13 protein-coding genes are annotated in these 15,547 nt (G+C 52.8%); 7 read left to right on the top strand and 6 right to left on the bottom strand.

Features of this window, described 5'->3' with window-relative positions; all coding sequences use genetic code 11:
* Positions 1 to 91 precede the first annotated feature (91 nt).
* Genes McpAg1_RS08290 through cobA form a run of 6 tightly spaced genes read left to right on the top strand, consistent with a single transcriptional unit; the run spans position 92 to position 5,815 of the window.
* Positions 92 to 706, top strand: coding sequence for a precorrin-2 dehydrogenase/sirohydrochlorin ferrochelatase family protein (locus McpAg1_RS08290; RefSeq protein WP_338094843.1), 615 nt, complete (start codon positions 92 to 94; stop codon positions 704 to 706).
* Complete coding sequence (hemA, locus tag McpAg1_RS08295) at positions 703 to 1,983, top strand: glutamyl-tRNA reductase (RefSeq protein WP_338094844.1); 1,281 nt, start codon at positions 703 to 705, stop codon at positions 1,981 to 1,983. Before McpAg1_RS08290 ends, hemA begins: the two co-directional genes overlap by 4 nt.
* Positions 1,962 to 2,945 carry a porphobilinogen synthase gene (gene hemB / locus McpAg1_RS08300; RefSeq protein ID WP_338094845.1) on the top strand — a complete coding sequence of 328 codons (984 nt, stop codon included), beginning with the start codon at positions 1,962 to 1,964 and terminating at the stop codon, positions 2,943 to 2,945. Before hemA ends, hemB begins: the two co-directional genes overlap by 22 nt.
* Complete coding sequence (gene hemL, locus McpAg1_RS08305; protein ID WP_338094846.1) at positions 2,932 to 4,170, top strand: glutamate-1-semialdehyde 2,1-aminomutase; 1,239 nt, start codon at positions 2,932 to 2,934, stop codon at positions 4,168 to 4,170. The genes hemB and hemL overlap by 14 nt, the downstream gene beginning before the upstream one ends.
* The gene (hemC, locus tag McpAg1_RS08310) at positions 4,167 to 5,063 is read left to right on the top strand and encodes a hydroxymethylbilane synthase (RefSeq protein WP_338094847.1); all 897 of its coding nucleotides are present in this window, start codon (positions 4,167 to 4,169) and stop codon (positions 5,061 to 5,063) included. Before hemL ends, hemC begins: the two co-directional genes overlap by 4 nt.
* Positions 5,060 to 5,815: a uroporphyrinogen-III C-methyltransferase gene (cobA, locus tag McpAg1_RS08315; protein WP_338094848.1), complete on the top strand. Its 756-nt coding sequence runs from the start codon at positions 5,060 to 5,062 to the stop codon at positions 5,813 to 5,815. Before hemC ends, cobA begins: the two co-directional genes overlap by 4 nt.
* Positions 5,816 to 5,850: 35 nt before the next feature.
* Here cobA and McpAg1_RS08320 read toward each other — a convergent pair whose 3' ends face one another.
* The 3 genes from McpAg1_RS08320 to McpAg1_RS08330 form a co-directional block, all read right to left on the bottom strand.
* Positions 5,851 to 6,498 (bottom strand): CDP-alcohol phosphatidyltransferase family protein, encoded by a 648-nt coding sequence (locus McpAg1_RS08320; RefSeq protein ID WP_338094856.1) that lies wholly within the window; start codon positions 6,496 to 6,498, stop codon positions 5,851 to 5,853.
* A 168-nt stretch (positions 6,499 to 6,666) separates the two neighbouring features.
* On the bottom strand, positions 6,667 to 6,954 hold the full coding sequence (locus McpAg1_RS08325; protein ID WP_338094849.1) for a hypothetical protein: 288 nt from the start codon (positions 6,952 to 6,954) through the stop codon (positions 6,667 to 6,669).
* Positions 6,951 to 7,520 carry a hypothetical protein gene (locus tag McpAg1_RS08330; protein ID WP_338094850.1) on the bottom strand — a complete coding sequence of 190 codons (570 nt, stop codon included), beginning with the start codon at positions 7,518 to 7,520 and terminating at the stop codon, positions 6,951 to 6,953. The genes McpAg1_RS08325 and McpAg1_RS08330 overlap by 4 nt, the downstream gene beginning before the upstream one ends.
* 229 nt (positions 7,521 to 7,749) lie before the next feature.
* Here McpAg1_RS08330 and McpAg1_RS08335 point away from each other — a divergent pair, with 229 nt between their 5' ends.
* Positions 7,750 to 8,439, top strand: a complete 690-nt coding sequence (locus McpAg1_RS08335; RefSeq protein WP_338094851.1) for a RibD family protein — start codon at positions 7,750 to 7,752, stop codon at positions 8,437 to 8,439.
* 1,159 nt (positions 8,440 to 9,598) lie between these two features.
* Here the strand turns inward: McpAg1_RS08335 and leuS are convergent.
* Genes leuS through hisI form a run of 3 tightly spaced genes read right to left on the bottom strand, consistent with a single transcriptional unit; the run spans position 9,599 to position 14,897 of the window.
* Positions 9,599 to 12,379: a leucine--tRNA ligase gene (gene leuS / locus McpAg1_RS08340; protein ID WP_338094852.1), complete on the bottom strand. Its 2,781-nt coding sequence runs from the start codon at positions 12,377 to 12,379 to the stop codon at positions 9,599 to 9,601.
* Between the two features lie 44 nt (positions 12,380 to 12,423).
* Complete coding sequence (locus McpAg1_RS08345) at positions 12,424 to 14,475, bottom strand: PINc/VapC family ATPase (protein WP_338094853.1); 2,052 nt, start codon at positions 14,473 to 14,475, stop codon at positions 12,424 to 12,426.
* Positions 14,476 to 14,522: 47 nt separating this feature from the next.
* A complete protein-coding gene (gene hisI / locus McpAg1_RS08350) occupies positions 14,523 to 14,897 on the bottom strand; it encodes a phosphoribosyl-AMP cyclohydrolase (protein WP_338094854.1) in 375 nt (124 codons plus the stop codon).
* Positions 14,898 to 15,547 lie beyond the last annotated feature (650 nt).

A 15,547-nucleotide genomic window follows, 5' to 3' on the forward strand; every position in this document is an offset into this window, starting at 1 on the left:
GAATCCATATATATTTCACACTATGGATTTGCCGCAGAGGTCGAGTATGAAAAACATCACCTTAAAGTAACACGCAAACCCAATTTATATCATGATTCCGCTGATGCTTGATCTCTCCGCAAAGCGTGTGCTTCTCTTTGGTGCGGGAGCAGTCGGCGTCCGGAAAGCCCGTCATTTTTCCGGCTGCAAAATGACGATCGTCTCCCGCGACATCTCTCCAGAGATCTTTTCCCTGCCGCAGGTCTCCATCAAACAGATGGATATTTCAGAGATCGAGGATGAGGATCTTCAAAAACTGATCGAGCGTCATGACTTTGTAATTGCCGCACTCTCCGATGCCGGACAAAACGAACGCATCACAAAACTCGCAACAACCTCCGGCAGATGGTGCAACTCAGCCACCGGCGATGGCTCAACATTTCTCATCCCCTCAACCATCGCAGGCGATGAGTATACTATTGCCGTATCCACGTCCGGCCTTGCGCCCGCAGTCCCGCGTTTTATCCGCGAAGACCTTGAAGAGCGGTACCAAGGCCTTGACAATATGATCCATCTGATGCATGGTTTGCGCGAACAGCTCAAAGCAACAACAGAGAGTCAGGAAGCACGCGCCGAAGTTCTCCGCGCCATTCTCCGCGACGAACGTATCTGGCAGGCATGCCGCGAAAACACAGACTGTGCGGATCTTGTTTTGGAATATTTATGATGCAGGATACTGAACTTCTCACTCAGGTTGCCGTTGCCGGCATCGACTACACCACGCTCGATCAGACCCAGCTTGCCGGGTACCGGTTTTCCGACGAATCCGCATTTCTTACCTCAGCCCGCGAACATTTCAAAGGTGTTGTGCTCTTACAGACCTGCAACCGCGTTGAAATCCTCGTACACGGCACGGGTGCTGCACTGACAGACTACCTGCACAGCATCGGAAGAACAGGATTTACCTTGTATGAAGGAAAATCTGCACTTCTCCATCTTCTCGCGCTTGCATCCGGCGTAAAATCCATGATCATCGGCGAGGATCAGATACTTGGCCAGCTTAAGCGTGCCCTTCTCCTTTCCGCAGAATGTGAAACCGCTGATCCCATCACCGACATCTGCATCAACACCGCAATTCATGCAGGAGTTGACATACGTTTTGCAACCCACATCAACCGGGGCGCAGTCTCGATCGGCTCTGCCGCCGTGCAGCTTGCAGAGGAACTTCTCGGAAGCCTTGATGACCGGAACATTCTCGTGGTCGGCGGCGGTGAGATGGGCAAACTCGTCACCCAGGCACTCGCGGAAAAAAATCTGCGGGCAATCTATGTCACCAACCGCACGTATGATCATGCCGTCGAGCTCGCGCAGGAGATCGGTGGCCGGGCGATGCGCATGGATCAGCTCTACCCCTGCATCGCACTTTCTGATGTCGTCATCTCCTGCACCGCGGCCCCGCATGCCATCATCAATGCCGAACCGCTTGCCGCTACCATGAACGAACGATTCTGGCCGCTTGATCCCGAACCGCGAAAATTAATTCTGATTGATATTGCCCAGCCCCGCGACACCGATGACTCGTGCCGCAGAATTCCGGGCGTCCACCTCTTCACCATCGACGACCTCAGATCGGTCTCGGAAAAAAACATGGAGCACCGAAAAGATGAGGCAACCCATGCCAACGAACTGATAGATGCCTACCTGCCCGAGTTCGTCAGACTCTACAACCGGACCGCCGCAGGCGACCTGATAGCAGGACTTTATACTTGGGCAGAGTCAATCCGTGTACGCGAACGTGACAAAGCGATCGGCAAGCTGGGGCCTGCTGATCCTCGAACGATCGCGGTCATGGATGACCTGACCAGAGTCCTCACAAAAAAACTTCTTGCCGACGCGACTTTGTCGATACGTGCAAGCGCAGAGTGTACCGATATCACAACAGCCCGGAAACTGGTTGATGCAATTACCCGTGGAGAACAAGTATGTTTCCTCAAACACGATTAAGAAGACTGAGAAGACCAATTCTTCGTCCGCTCTTTACCGAAAATACCGTAACGACCAATGACCTCATCATGCCGCTTTTCTTTGTAGAGGGCGCAACAGAAAAAGTTCAGATTGCATCAATGCCGGGCCAGTACCGCTGGCCGCTTGCAGATGCTGCGGCTGTTGCCAAAGATCTTGCAAGTGATGGTATCAAGGCAGTGCTTCTCTTTGGCATTCCAAAAACCAAAGACGCTGTCGGCTCCTCGGCGTTTGCTGAGGATGGCGTGATCCAGCAGGCGGTCCGTGCGATCAAAACGGCTGTTCCTTCGATGGTGGTCATCACCGATCTCTGCGCATGCGAGTACACCAACCACGGCCACTGCGGTATCATTCACGAATCCTGCGACGGCCCTGACCTTGACAACGATGCATCCCTTGAACTGATGCAGAAGATTGCCGTCAGTCAGGCCGCTGCCGGTGCAGACATTGTAGCGCCGTCCTGTATGCTGGACGGCATGGTCATGGCAATCCGCGACGCACTGGATGCAGAAGGATTTGCATCAGTTCCGATCATGTCCTACTCAACAAAGTTTGCCTCTGCCCTTTACGGTCCGTTCCGCGAGGCGGCTGATTCGGGTTTCTCGTTTGGCGACCGGTCAACGTACCAGATGAACCCTGCAAACGGTCGAGAGGCAGTGAGGGAGTCGGTCCTTGACGCGGACGAATGCGCAGACATTCTGATGGTAAAACCCGCAGGATTTTATCTGGATATTTTGTGGCAGGTCAAAGAGCTTGGTCTGCCGACCGCGGCATATCAGGTGTCAGGTGAGTACTCAATGATCAAAGCAGCTGCACAGAACGGATGGATTGATGAAAAACGAATTGTGATGGAGTCGCTCGTGGGCATAAAACGCGCGGGAGCTGATCTCATCATCACCTACTATGCGCAGGATGTTGCGAGGTGGATACATGGTCAACAGTAAGGAACTTTTTGCAGAAGCACAGACACTTCTGCCGGGCGGTGTTTCAAGTCCGGTCAGAGCAATCAAACCGTATCCGTTTTACGTGAAGTCAGCGAAAGGCGCTTTCATTACAACGGTTGAAGGAACACAGCTTATCGACTGCTGTCTTGGTTACGGCCCGCTGATTCTCGGTCATGCCCATCCGGTGATAAAAGCTGCAATCACCTCCCAGCTGGAAAACGGCTGGCTGTTCGGCACCCCGACCGAGCTTGAGATTGATCTTGCAAAAAGAGTTACGGCCGATCACCCGTCGATTGATATGCTCAGATTTGTCTCGACCGGTGCCGAGGCAACCATGGCAGCCATTCGTCTTGCCCGCGGGTTTACCGGCAAGTCTGATATTGTGAAGGTGGAAGGCGGATTCCATGGGGCACACGATGCGGTATTGATTGCAGCGGGCTCTGGTGCGACGACGCACGGAACCCCTGACTCAGCCGGAGTTCTGCCGGATTTTGCAGCGCACACCCGTCAGGTAGCGTTCAATGATCCTGAAGGTCTTGAGGAACTGCTTTCGAAAAACGACAACATTGCAGCGTTCATCATCGAGCCGGTGATGGGAAACATCGGCCCGATTCTGCCGGACGACGGATACCTTGCGGCTGTCCGCGAGATTACTGCGGCGCATGATGTCCTGCTGATCTTTGACGAGGTCATCACCGGCTACCGGCTCGGCATTGGCGGAGCACAGGTAAAGTACGGTATCAAACCTGACTTAACAACACTTGGAAAAATCACCGGCGGCGGTCTTCCGATCGGTTTGTTCGGTGGAAGGCGTGAGATTATGGAGATGATCTCCCCTGCAGGTCCGGTGTACAATGCCGGGACCTTCAACGGCAATCCTCTGACGATGGCAGCAGGCATTGCGATGAACAAGTATCTGCACCAGCATCCGGAGATTTATCCAAAATTCGATGAAAGGACCAGGATCATTGAGGAGAGCATTCCCTCATCGAGTCCCGGAACATTCGTGCGGCTCGGCTCAATGTTCAAGTACTTCTGTCGTCCTGAAGCTCCGAGAAACTATACCGAGGCAAAAGAATGCGACACGGTGTTATATCGAAAATTGTGGGAGAAGGCTCTTTCCGGAGGCCTGTTCATGCCTCCGTCGCAGTTTGAGACCAACTTTCTGTCGAGTGCGCACGGCGACGGCGAGATGGTGAAACTCTCCGAGGTATATGCACAATGATGTCGGTGAAAATCGGCACCCGCGGAAGCAAGCTTGCCCTTGCCCAGACGAACAATGTGCTCGGTCTTCTAAGTAAAAACGATGTTGCAGCTGAGTCTGAGATTATTACAACAGTTGGCGACGCCGTGCTTGACCGCGGTCTACATCAGATCGGTGGTCAGGGTGTGTTTGTCCGCGAACTTGACAACGCAATTCTGCGTGGCGAGATCGATGCCGCAGTCCACAGCATGAAAGATATTCCGGCGGAGAGGCCGGATGGTCTTATCACCGCGGCAATTCTTCCCCGCGACCCTCCATGGGATTTTTTTGTGTTTAACCGGCCGGTGGATGAGATCTACTCGGTGGGAACGTCAAGTACCCGCAGACGTGCGCAGCTTCTGCGGTATTATCAGTGTATGCCGCAGGTGCGGGTTGAGCCGCTGCGGGGCAATGTGGATACCAGACTTTCCAAACTGAACGATGGTCTCTATGATGCGATTGTGCTTGCTGAGGCAGGTCTTGTGCGGCTGGGCTACCATGTGAACGGGGTTAGGCTGCCGCTTGATATGTTTGTGCCTTCCCCGAATCAGGGAACGGTCGCGGTTGTCTGCCGTGACACTCCTGAGCTTTTGGAAGCGTTTGCTCCGCTGAACGATTACAGGACCACTCTTGATACGGGCATTGAGCGCGCGGTGATGGAGCAGGTTGGCGGCGGCTGTTTTACGCCGCAGGGTATTTTCTGCCAGAACGGGCATCTTATTGCCGAGGTGCTGTCGCTTGATGGTACGCGCGGTGAGCGGATTACCGGGACTGTCGGAAGTATTGAGGAGGCACGAGAGATCGGTGTGCAGTTCAAAGAAATTGCATCTGATCTGATTGAGGAGGCGAGGGCTGCCCTCGGACTAAAGGTATGACTGGAAAAGTGTTTTTAGTGGGGTCCGGACCCGGAGGTCTCGGGCTTCTTACGGCAAAGGCGCGTGAGGTTATCGATTCTGCGGATGTTGTTCTGTATGATCAGCTGCCCGGAGAAGAGGTTCTTGCGACGCTTCCTGCACATGCAGAAAAGATTGATGTCGGCAAGTACGGCGGGCATCATACGATGAAGCAGGCGGAAATTGAGGAGCTGCTTGTGCAGAAGGCAAAGGCCGGAGGCAATGTTGTCAGACTGAAAGGCGGAGATCCGTTTATGTTCGGCCGCGGCGGCGAGGAGATGGAGACGCTGCGCGAGCATGGTATTGCAGTCGAAATTGTGCCGGGCGTAACGAGCGGCATTGCGGTGCCTGAGTGCGTGGGTATTCCGGTGACGCACCGGTCCTGGGCAAGTCAGGTGACGTTTGTAACCGGTCATGAGGATCCTGACAAGGAGGTATCTTCGATCGACTGGAAGTGGCTTGCCGGCAGTCCCGGAACGATTGTTATCTTTATGGGCGTGAAAAATCTGCCGCTGATTTCAGAGCTTCTGATTGAGAACGGCAAGTCTCCTGAGACGAAGATTGCAGTGATTGAAAACGGGTTCCGCAAAAACCAGCGGGTGACGTGTGCAACACTTGCCGACATCGGCGAGGTTGCGGCTAAGGTAGGGGTGAAACCTCCGGCGATTATTGTGATCGGCGAGGTTGTGAGCCTGTACCGCGACGGCTCCGAAGGTGCCTGGGCACAGCAATAATTTTTTTTTGATTTAAAAAACAGATTGCGGAGTGGTTACTCCTGTTTGTAGCTGCCGTAACGGCGTGCGAGGTAAATAATTCTCTGAAGGGCCGAGAGGTTCGTGCAGACCGCAATCAGAATTACTGCAATCCATATCTGACTGATGAGACCGAACACGATCAGGCAGAGAATGGTTTCCGGTCTTCCGAAAAATCCTACTCCTTCCAGGGGGTCGCTGATTTTTCCGTCCTCTTTTTTCGTGTATCCGATCTCTGCATAGGTCACCGGTTTGATGAAGGTGTTCATCAGAGAGCCGATGATGGCGAGGCCTACGATCGCAATGTCCGTATATGCAGGAACAGCTACAAACTGGGAGATGATTGCTGTTCCGGAAAGTCCGATTCCAAGCAGCACCAGTCCGTCCACATATTTGTCGATGATCCAGTCAAGCACCGCGCCGAAGTCGCTTTTGCGGTTGGTTTTTCGTGCAACGTTTCCATCGACCAAGTCCAGCACTGCGGAAATCAGGAGAAGGATACTGCCAGCCAGAAACTGCTGATTCATGTAGCAAACTGCGCAGGCAATGCCGAATACGAGTGAGAGGACTGTTATTTGATTCGGTTTCATCCCAATCCGGACGAATAAATTTCCAATTGGATCAATGCAGCCAATCAGTCGTGGACGAAGAGCGGTGATATTCATGATGAGCCTGACTGCATTATGCATGACAGGTTACTGCTGCATGATGCATTTTTGGACGGGATTTCCATACCAAATATTCTTTAGCTCTTACTTATATTAGAATCCGCCGACTGATAGACACCCGCCTGTCACATGGGTATGTGCACGTACGTGTTTTGTATTTTGGTTTTACACGTGGAAGTTCTGTTTTCGCAGGATTGTTCGATACTGAGCTTCGGAAATGCTGCAATCTATATATTTGTCCAGTTCAGCCTTTTTCCCCAGCTTCATCTGTTTTGCCATGAACACAAGCAGACGGTCAGAAATGTCGTTCCCTGTCCCATGGCTCATCTTCGTCTGAATTTTTGCATTCGGTTTTCCCGCTGCATCGGTGAACACAAATATCACATGATCCCGATTTCGCACCTCAAGAAACCCCTTCTTCTGTACAACCGCTGCAAATTTTCTCTTGCTCACAGGCACAGATCATCATCTCCGTATTTTTCCAGATACAGCTTATATGATGAGTCAAAATCCAGATACTCTTCGAGGTTTTTCTTTACCTCAAGAGAATCAGCAGAATGCTCCTCATCGGAAAATCGTGTAAAGAGAAGCAGGTGTCCATCGATACAATCCTCCAGCGATGAAATAATCTCAGAGTATGTCACACCCATCCCAAGCAGTGCGAGCTCCTTATTCTCCACGCACCAGAACTGGGACTCTTCATCAAACCACATCTGAAACTCTACGGATTTTTGCAACGGATAGCGTCCAACGGCATGCAGATTCTCAAACATTGTTGGAGAAACAGCACTCCTCAATGTTTGTGAAATAGACTCCGCAACCACATCACCATAGGTCTGGTTTCCTTTTCGGAGCTGCACTATTGCGTCCCGGACGCTTGGAGTAACATAAATGGGAACGCGTTTTGTTTTGGACTGGTCCCTTTCCTTCTCCACCGCATGCATGATATCAGATAATAGGAGGAGTGAGATAATAGGTTTTTTGCATGAGGGATCTATGTCCCTGAAAATTTCTGACATTCTGAATAATGTCCGCATAAGATACGTACAATTTTCCTTCGGATATATGATATTTTTCAGTATCTGAACAGAAAAAGGAATTTCGTGTTTGGGTGAATGTCGTTATGTGCAGATCATAGAAAAGGTAAATCATGACGAAAACTACTATTGCTTTTGGGCACAACAAATGTGATAGGATTCAGGTACCGGAAAATATTCCTGCTACCGTTGAATCAAGAGGAAATACTTCATGGACACAGTACTGCAAAAACCCCATGTCCTTATGATCTCTGAGATTACCACGGACGGCAAACTCACCCTGCGGCGCGGGGCCTCCAGCAAAATCCTGATGAAGCACATGTCGCATGAGGCAGAAATTCTTCTGCACGAGACCCGTGCGTCCTATGATGCCATTATGGTCGGGTCGTCCACAATAAAAATAGATAATTCCTTCCTTACTGTTCGCATGGTTCCGGGAGAGAGTCCTCTCCGGGTGATACCATCAAGCATGGCTGATATCCCGCTCACGGCAAATGTTCTGGATACCTCTGCCGTGCAAACAGTTGTTGCCGTCTCCAAAGCCGCCCCTGCGGACCGTGTAGAAACACTGAAGGCAAAAGGCGTGCATGTGGTTGTTGCAGGCGATGACAAAGTGGACCTGCCGCTGTTGATGGATATCTTATCCAGAGAGTTTGCGGTGCGCAAGCTGATCATCGAAGGAGGGCCAACCCTCAACTGGCATATGCTGCATTACCGGCTGGTGGATGAGATCCGGTTGATTCATCTGCCGTTCATCGTCGGCGGTGATGACACACCGTCCCTTGTCGGCGGCATGCACATCGATTCAGAGGATCAGATGATCCGGCTTGAGCTGAAGGAAGCGAAAATGGTCGGGACGAATCTGGTTACCGAGTACGATGTCCGGTATCCGGTCGCCTGACTCTGATATTTTTTTAATATAGCGACTTACACGCTATGAAATAGCATAAGGAAAAGGGATTCTCTGTCCTTGGTTTTATTTGGGGCAACCACGGAACACACTGAACACACGGAATTCCACGGAAAAATGTGATACCACGAAAAGATTTAGTCGATTTTTTCTGGGAAAAGTAAGAGGGTAAGTGGTGAGCGTGGTTTCGCTTGAAAAAGAAACCGCAAATCCACGCAAATGCGGCACGGCGAAGCCGTGCTTAGCTAAGCAAGCCCTTCGGGCTTGCCGCTCTCGCTCGCTGTTGCTCGCTCCGCAAATCGCGTTTGCTATTTCGTCGCTCTCATCCCGCCGGATTCCGGCGGGCTCGTTGCTATCGCAACCGCGACGGCAAACGCTGGACGGCGCCAGTCGGGCGCCGCCTATTGTTTATCGATAATATTCATGGTGTGTCACTGCGTAAAATGTCGTGGGGTCGAAAACTTTCAGATTGTCCTACACATCGGATGCGATCCATTCAACCCATGGCGGCGCCCGACTGGCGACGCCCAGCATTTGCAGTCGCGGTTGCGATAGCAACGAGCCCGCCGGAATCCGACGGGATGAGAGCGACGGTTCGCAAATGCGATTTGTGGAGGGAGCGAAGTGACCGAGAGCGGCAAGCCCGAAGGGCTTGCTTAGCTAAGCACGGCTTCGCCGTGCCGCATTTGCGTGGATTTGCGGTTTTTTTTCTCATCATGCCCATTCTCCACTTATCCGATTACTTTTTCCAGAAAAAAAACGACTAAATCTTTTTGTGAGAGTACAAATTCCACGGAAAAAACACGGAGAACGCCTGCGGCGCCGGAAAACACGGAACGCATGCCTTCGGCCTGCTTACCGCTTCGCGGGAAAGCCTAAGGAAGTTGGCATCTCAAAACGGTGACATATACCAATACCCGTACACTTAGGCTTTCCCGCGATGCGGTAAGCAGGCCGAAGGCATGCGTTCCGTGTTTTCCGTAAGCGAAGCGGTATTCTGTGTTTTTTTTTCCGTGGAATTCTGTGTGTTCAGTGTGTTCCGTGGTTATTCCAAGCGAGACCACCTGCAGAAAAATCTCAAACGATGAAACTCATCATCGCGGCTCTTATTCAAAAAAAGATGAAGCGGTTTTTTTTTGCAAAACCAACTTCACTCGACAACAATTGCCGGCTTAAACGGCAGTGCCATCTTGCCCTTCGGATGCGTAGTGGCGTCCGCAGCGACAATCTCAACCTCGAGGCCTGACTCCTTCTCAAGGAACGCCTTTGCCGCAGTAAAGATCGCCGTCTCATCAACACCGGCCGCAATGGATGACACCAGCTCAGGCGGCAGACTGTGAATCAGCTTCACCGTCTGAACAGCTGCATCGGTTGCATCCTTACCCTTCGTTCGAAGTTCGGCATCAGCCATCACCGTCTTCACCACATTGCGCTTGTCCTCGGCGGATGCTACAACGCTGAACACGGTATGCTTCCAGGCAGGTGCCGTAAACAGGGTGACTTTCTTTGCCTCGATCTGGACCAGCTTTAAGATCGACTGAATATCCTCAATCGTTCTCTGGAGCAGCTCCTCAGACACCTCAACCGACTCATTGATCTTTGCAGGGTCAGCAACCGGCCAGGCCGCAAACGACACAAGACCCTCGTGCCCGGTCTCCTGCCACATCTTTTCAGCGGTATAAGGAATAACCGGAGCCATCAGGCGGATCCAGACCGACATGACCTCAGCGAGGACTGCCGTTCCGTTCGACCCTTCCGGAAGCCGGCGGCGGTACCAGGCAAGGTCCGACACAATACCGTTGTATGCCTCCTGAAGAGCCTGACGGGTCTGGAACGCTGCAAGAGCTTTGGTTGCCGCCTCGATTCTGTGCTGCAGACGCGACAGCAGCCATGCATCAATCGCCGCAGTACCGGTCGCACTGCTTGCGTCCAAGACCATCTGCCACATCCGCTCAATCTGCCTCTTCACCGACAGCACCAGCTCGTTTCTCCAGTCAAAGTCCTGCCACGGCTCGGCACTGCCCACGAGGAACATACGCACCGTATCAGCACCGAACTCGTTTGCCGCATCCTCCAACAGGAACACATTGCCCTTCGAAGACGACATCTTCATGCCGTTCAAGAGGCCCATGCCGAACACTACCATGCCTTTGGGCTGGAGCTCGTCAGGGAAGATTGCCCGGTGATGGAACAGCTGGAAGGTCAGGTGATTGGAGATGAGGTCCTTTGCACTGAACCGGTAATCGTACGGATACCAGTACAGGAACTCGGACCGCAGCTCTGCAAGCGTTGCTGCATCAACCGGCAGTCCGTGTCCGTCGCCTTTGCCAAGGAAGATGTAGTCAAACACCGCAGGCGTCAGATTTTCTGCCGGGATTTGTGTAATCTTGTGTGCGATCGTGTAGTAGGACATGTAGACCGTTGAGTCAGACAGCGGCTCAAACAGCCACTTCGGATCCCACGGCACACGGGTTCCAAGACCAACACGGCGGGTGCAGGGCCACTCCTTCAGCCAGTCAACAGTCCGCTCAAACTCGGCACGAACCTCCGGCGGCACAAGCTCAATCTTTGGCATCTGCTTGTGAACCTCGGCCTTCCACTCAGGATCTGCATAGTTTAAGAACCACTGATCATCGAGAATTTTTACATAGACGCGGTTGCCGCACCGGCAGATAACGCGTTTCTCGCTCATCTCATGGAAGAGGATGCTGCCGCGGGTGTCCACAAACTCGTTTGTTACATCCTCGCGTGCCTGACGAACGGATTTGCCGGCATGCACTCCGCAGTTCTCATTGAGTTTTCCTTTTGAGAACTCTGCATTGTAGAGCTCCTGCGTCAGCTCGTCCATTCTGGGATCGTCCTGATTTGGAATCCGGTTCTTTTCGACGATCTCCTGTGCAGGAACTTTACCGTAGTCAGGAACGGTCACGAGCGTGATCGGCGCAATCGTCTGGTACTTGCCCTGCTGCTGAAGGTCGCGCAGTGCAATGTAGTCAAAGGGTGCGTGGGCTGGAACACTCATCACAAGACCTGAACCCATGTCAGGGTCCACGAATGATGCCGGAAGAATCGGCACCGGTGCGTTTGTCAGGGGATGCTGTGCCGCCTTGTCAATGAGGTCAGCACCCGGGATTGTGCCAAGTTCAGTTACCGTGTGCTTCTGCATCCGCAGTTTTTCTGCGGCTTCGGTACTGATAATCCACTTCTCGCCGTCAACGTCTGCCTTCAGATAGGTTACCTCAGGGTTTGCCCAGAGGTTTGTTACACCGAAGATGGTCTCCGGTCTGAGGGTCGCGGTCGGGATGAAGAACTCGCCGAACTGGTACTTTACAAACACGAAGTGCTTGACCTCTGCTGAGTCGCCCTCAAGCAGGTCATGGTCGCCGACCGGCTGGTCACATGCCGGACAGTACCGGACCGGATACTCGCCTTTCTGGACCTTGCCCTGACCGTAAATATGGGTGTACTGCCACTCGATGAACTTGCTGTACTGAGGAATGATCGTAGTGAATCGTCTGCGCCAGTCGATCGAAAGACCGAGCTGTTTCATCACGCGCTCGTACTCGTCAGCGAAGTAGTTGACGATGACGATCGGGTCGGTGAAGGAGTCAAGCGTCTGCTGCGGAACCCGGTAGAGACCGCCGTAGAGCTGCATCGTTTTTTCGTCCTTCTTTGCAATACGTTTTGCAATGCCGAGCACCGGTGCTCCGGTGACGTGGAACGCCATCGGGAACAGCACCTGCTTCCCCCGCATTCTCCAGAACCGTGCTACGATATCAGGCACAATGTAGGTCCTGCCGTGACCGACATGCATTGCACCGCTCGGGTAGGGGAATGCTACATTGATGTAGAATTTTTCTTTGTCCTCAGACGGGTTTGACTCAAAGGCAGGAATCCAAGTGGAACGGATCTCCTGCTCAATGTCATTCATAACCAACTCTTTTGCCAAATTAATCACCTGTGTTGTATAGTATTTTAGTCCACCGGACGAATTTTCAGCTCTTCACCTGCTCCATAACGCCGGATCATTTCCATGGCGATGCTGCTGTTTCTTGCGAGGTGGATCTCACCGCGGGCATCAACCGTTGCGGTGAACAGGTACTCTTTGCCTGAGAAGAGGTCGACAATTTTGCCGCTGTACTCGGGGCATATGAGAGCGAGCTGCTTTTTCTCACTGCGAATCTTAAACGCACCCGTCTGGTTTACGGAGGATGCGGCCGGGGTAGAGACCTCCCGTCCCGGCAGGTCGCTTAGTGGGCGAACATCAATACCGACACCGACTTTACTGACAACAGCTGCGATGTTTTTGCCTGCTTTGCCGATTGCTGCGGGAACGTCGGTGTCTTCGATGTAGACTGCGGCTTTGGTGTCGTTGATCATCCGAACCACGATCTCGCCTTCGGTGAAGCGTGAGATCTCTTTTTGGATCTCTTTTTCGAGGACGAGCCATGCAGGGTTGTCTTCGGTTACTTCGTAGGTCGGCATTGAGTGAACCGCCGGTGGTGTGCGAAGGCTGTTTTCATCTCCTTCGTCACTGTCGCCGTCATAGTCGTCGTCAGCGATTTCCTTTGCAGGAGCTGCTGCACTCGCTGCAACTGCCGGGGCATTGACCACTTTTGTCTGCGGTTTTGCAGACTGCGCAGGTGCGGACACTGTCTCTGCCGGGTGGACTCCTCCGCCCGAGGTGACGGTTACTTCGCCTTCGTAGCGGAATGCTTCTGCGGCAATGACGCCGGTGATGATGTTGGTGAACCGGACAATCGGTCTGACCTGCGGGTCGCCGATTCTTTCAAGGGCTGCCGGGACGCCGAAGACGGTACTGACGCTGTAGAGGTCGGTGATGTCGCCTTCTTTGACGAAGACGACTGTTGCGACGATCTGCGGGATAAGGTTGAGGTCAACGAGGCTTGCAAGCCTGATGAGTGCGTCGGGTGCGCTTCGTGCGTGCAGTCCGCCGATTACGCGGATGCCGGAGAGTCTGAGGTCGGCAAAGACTGCGAGCTCTTCGGATCTGCGCATTTCGTCAAAGATGACGTAGTCGGGTCGAAGGAGGGTGAGCACCTCGCCGGTTGCGGCGATGCTTCCGTCAAGGGCGGTGTACTGCGTGATCTTGTCGGGCACCATGAGGTCGCGGGGCGACTCGATGGTTTTGACGATGTAGTTTTCGCCGGAGAGGTAGGTTGCGATGTTCTGCTCGAGTGTGGATTTTCCTGATCCCGGTGTTCCGACGATGAGCATTCCGCCGTTGCCGATATTCAGCCGTTCTTTGAGTGCTGCGGCAAAGTTGTAGGAGTCAAAGGAGACTTCGCGGGTTGGTCGGACGATGGTTATTTCGATACCGTCGGAGAACGGCGGGCGGGTGGTGGTGATCCGCATGGAGCCGATCTGGGACACGGTAACGCCCGGCATTTCAACTTCGACGAATCCGTCAGGGTGACGTTTGGCGCGTTCGAGACACTCCTGTGCGATTGCCCGCAGTTCGTGTTCGGTTGACGGGGTTTCGCGAATGGTGGCGAGTCTTGATTCACGGATGTTGCCTTTGCGTGCGTAGGGTGCGACGCGTTCCTTGAGGTATACGGCAAAGGTGTTTTCATCAAAAAATTCGTCGATTAAGAGCGGTGAGAAGTTGTCAGTGACTTCCGGCCGCAGGAAGATGACGTTGATTCCTTTTGCACGTGCGACCTCTGCCTGAACGTAGTCGCTGGTGATGAAGGTTGCTTTGTGCGTGATTGCAACATCGCGGATCATGCTGTCAATCTCTCCCCCACCGGCGAGTTTGACCTGATCGAGTCTTGGGCGCTGCCCGACATATTCCAGATTGATGAGTCCTTCGTCTTTGAGTCTGCAGAGTTTTTGTAGTTCTGCAAGACCGGAGAACCCTATTTCTCTTCCCTGATTGGCCTGTGCTTCGAGTTCGGCGAAGACGGCTTCGGGTATAATTATCGTTGCGCCACGATATTCGCCCTGTTCTATCAGGGCGGTGACGCGTCCGTCGATGACGACGCTGGTATCCGGTACGAGTATCATAAAAAATCTACCATTATTTATGGGTATCCAATAGAATATTAGGTCTACTATCTCTGGCTGTAGATTTGTTCAGGGTTTTTGAGTTGCGGAAGGAGTACGCTGCCGTCGAGATTGCGGAAAAAACAGCTGAAGTATCCTTCGTGACACGCGCAGCCGGTCTGTTCGACGAGATAGAGGAGGCAGTCTGCATCGCAGTCCACGCGGATTTCGATGATCTTTTGCAGGTGGCCGGACTCTTCGCCTTTTTTCCAGAGTCTGTTTCTGGACCGGCTGTAGTAGTGGGCAAAGCCGGTGTTTCTGGTGAGTCTGACTGCTTCTTCGTTTGCATAGGCAAACATGAGGACGGTTTTGGTTGCTGCGTCCTGGACGATTACCGGTATGAGGCCGTCGGTGTAGGTGAGGGTGGGCAGAGGTTCTGGCATGTTCTGTTGATTACTTATTGGGGGTGAAGGGGATTAAGGGATTTCCTGAGATTTTGGATGTGGGTATTGTGATACCGCGAAATAATTTAGTCGATTTTTTTTCTGGAAAAAGTAATCGGATAAGTGGTGAGTATGGTTTCGTTTGAAAAAAGAACCGCAAATCCACGCAAATGCGGCACGGCGAAGCCGTGCTTAGCTAAGCAAGCCCTTCGGGCTTGCCGCTCTCGCTCGCTGATGCTCGCTCCGCAAATCGCGTTTGCTACTTCGTCGCTCTCATCCCGCCGGATTCCGGCGGGCTCGTTGCTATCGCAAACGCGACGGCAAACGCTGGACGGCGCCAGTCGGGCGCCGCCTATTGTTTATCGATGATATTCATGGTGTGTCACTGCGTAAAATGTCGTGGCGTCGAAAACTTTCCGATTGTCCTACACGTCGGATGCAATCCATTCAACCCATGGCGGCGCCCGACTGGCGCCGCCCAGCATTTGCCGTCGCGGTTGCGATAGCAACGAGCCCGCCGGAATCCGGCGGGATGAGAGCGACGGTTCGCAAATGCGATTTGTGGAGCCCGAAGGGCGAGATTTGCGTGGATTTGCGGTTCTTTTTTCAAGCGAGACCACATACAAAGACGCCCCCAACATCAGAGTGTT

This window comes from Methanorbis furvi, assembly GCF_032714615.1.
GTDB classification, from domain to species: domain Archaea; phylum Halobacteriota; class Methanomicrobia; order Methanomicrobiales; family Methanocorpusculaceae; genus Methanocorpusculum; species Methanocorpusculum furvi.

What these genes read in the sequence shown, in the direction of transcription:
- hemL (WP_338094846.1), top strand. Translation starts at nt 2,932, where the DNA reads ATGGTCAACAGTAAGGAACTTTTTGCAGAAGCACAGACACTTCTGCCG.
- McpAg1_RS08330 (WP_338094850.1), bottom strand. Translation starts at nt 7,520, where the DNA reads ATGTCAGAAATTTTCAGGGACATAGATCCCTCATGCAAAAAACCTATT.
- hisI (WP_338094854.1), bottom strand. Translation starts at nt 14,897, where the DNA reads ATGCCAGAACCTCTGCCCACCCTCACCTACACCGACGGCCTCATACCG.
- hemC (WP_338094847.1), top strand. Translation starts at nt 4,167, where the DNA reads ATGATGTCGGTGAAAATCGGCACCCGCGGAAGCAAGCTTGCCCTTGCC.
- hemB (WP_338094845.1), top strand. Translation starts at nt 1,962, where the DNA reads ATGTTTCCTCAAACACGATTAAGAAGACTGAGAAGACCAATTCTTCGT.
- McpAg1_RS08320 (WP_338094856.1), bottom strand. Translation starts at nt 6,498, where the DNA reads ATGAATATCACCGCTCTTCGTCCACGACTGATTGGCTGCATTGATCCA.
- leuS (WP_338094852.1), bottom strand. Translation starts at nt 12,379, where the DNA reads ATGAATGACATTGAGCAGGAGATCCGTTCCACTTGGATTCCTGCCTTT.
- McpAg1_RS08345 (WP_338094853.1), bottom strand. Translation starts at nt 14,475, where the DNA reads ATGATACTCGTACCGGATACCAGCGTCGTCATCGACGGACGCGTCACC.
- cobA (WP_338094848.1), top strand. Translation starts at nt 5,060, where the DNA reads ATGACTGGAAAAGTGTTTTTAGTGGGGTCCGGACCCGGAGGTCTCGGG.
- McpAg1_RS08335 (WP_338094851.1), top strand. Translation starts at nt 7,750, where the DNA reads ATGGACACAGTACTGCAAAAACCCCATGTCCTTATGATCTCTGAGATT.
- hemA (WP_338094844.1), top strand. Translation starts at nt 703, where the DNA reads ATGATGCAGGATACTGAACTTCTCACTCAGGTTGCCGTTGCCGGCATC.
- McpAg1_RS08290 (WP_338094843.1), top strand. Translation starts at nt 92, where the DNA reads ATGATTCCGCTGATGCTTGATCTCTCCGCAAAGCGTGTGCTTCTCTTT.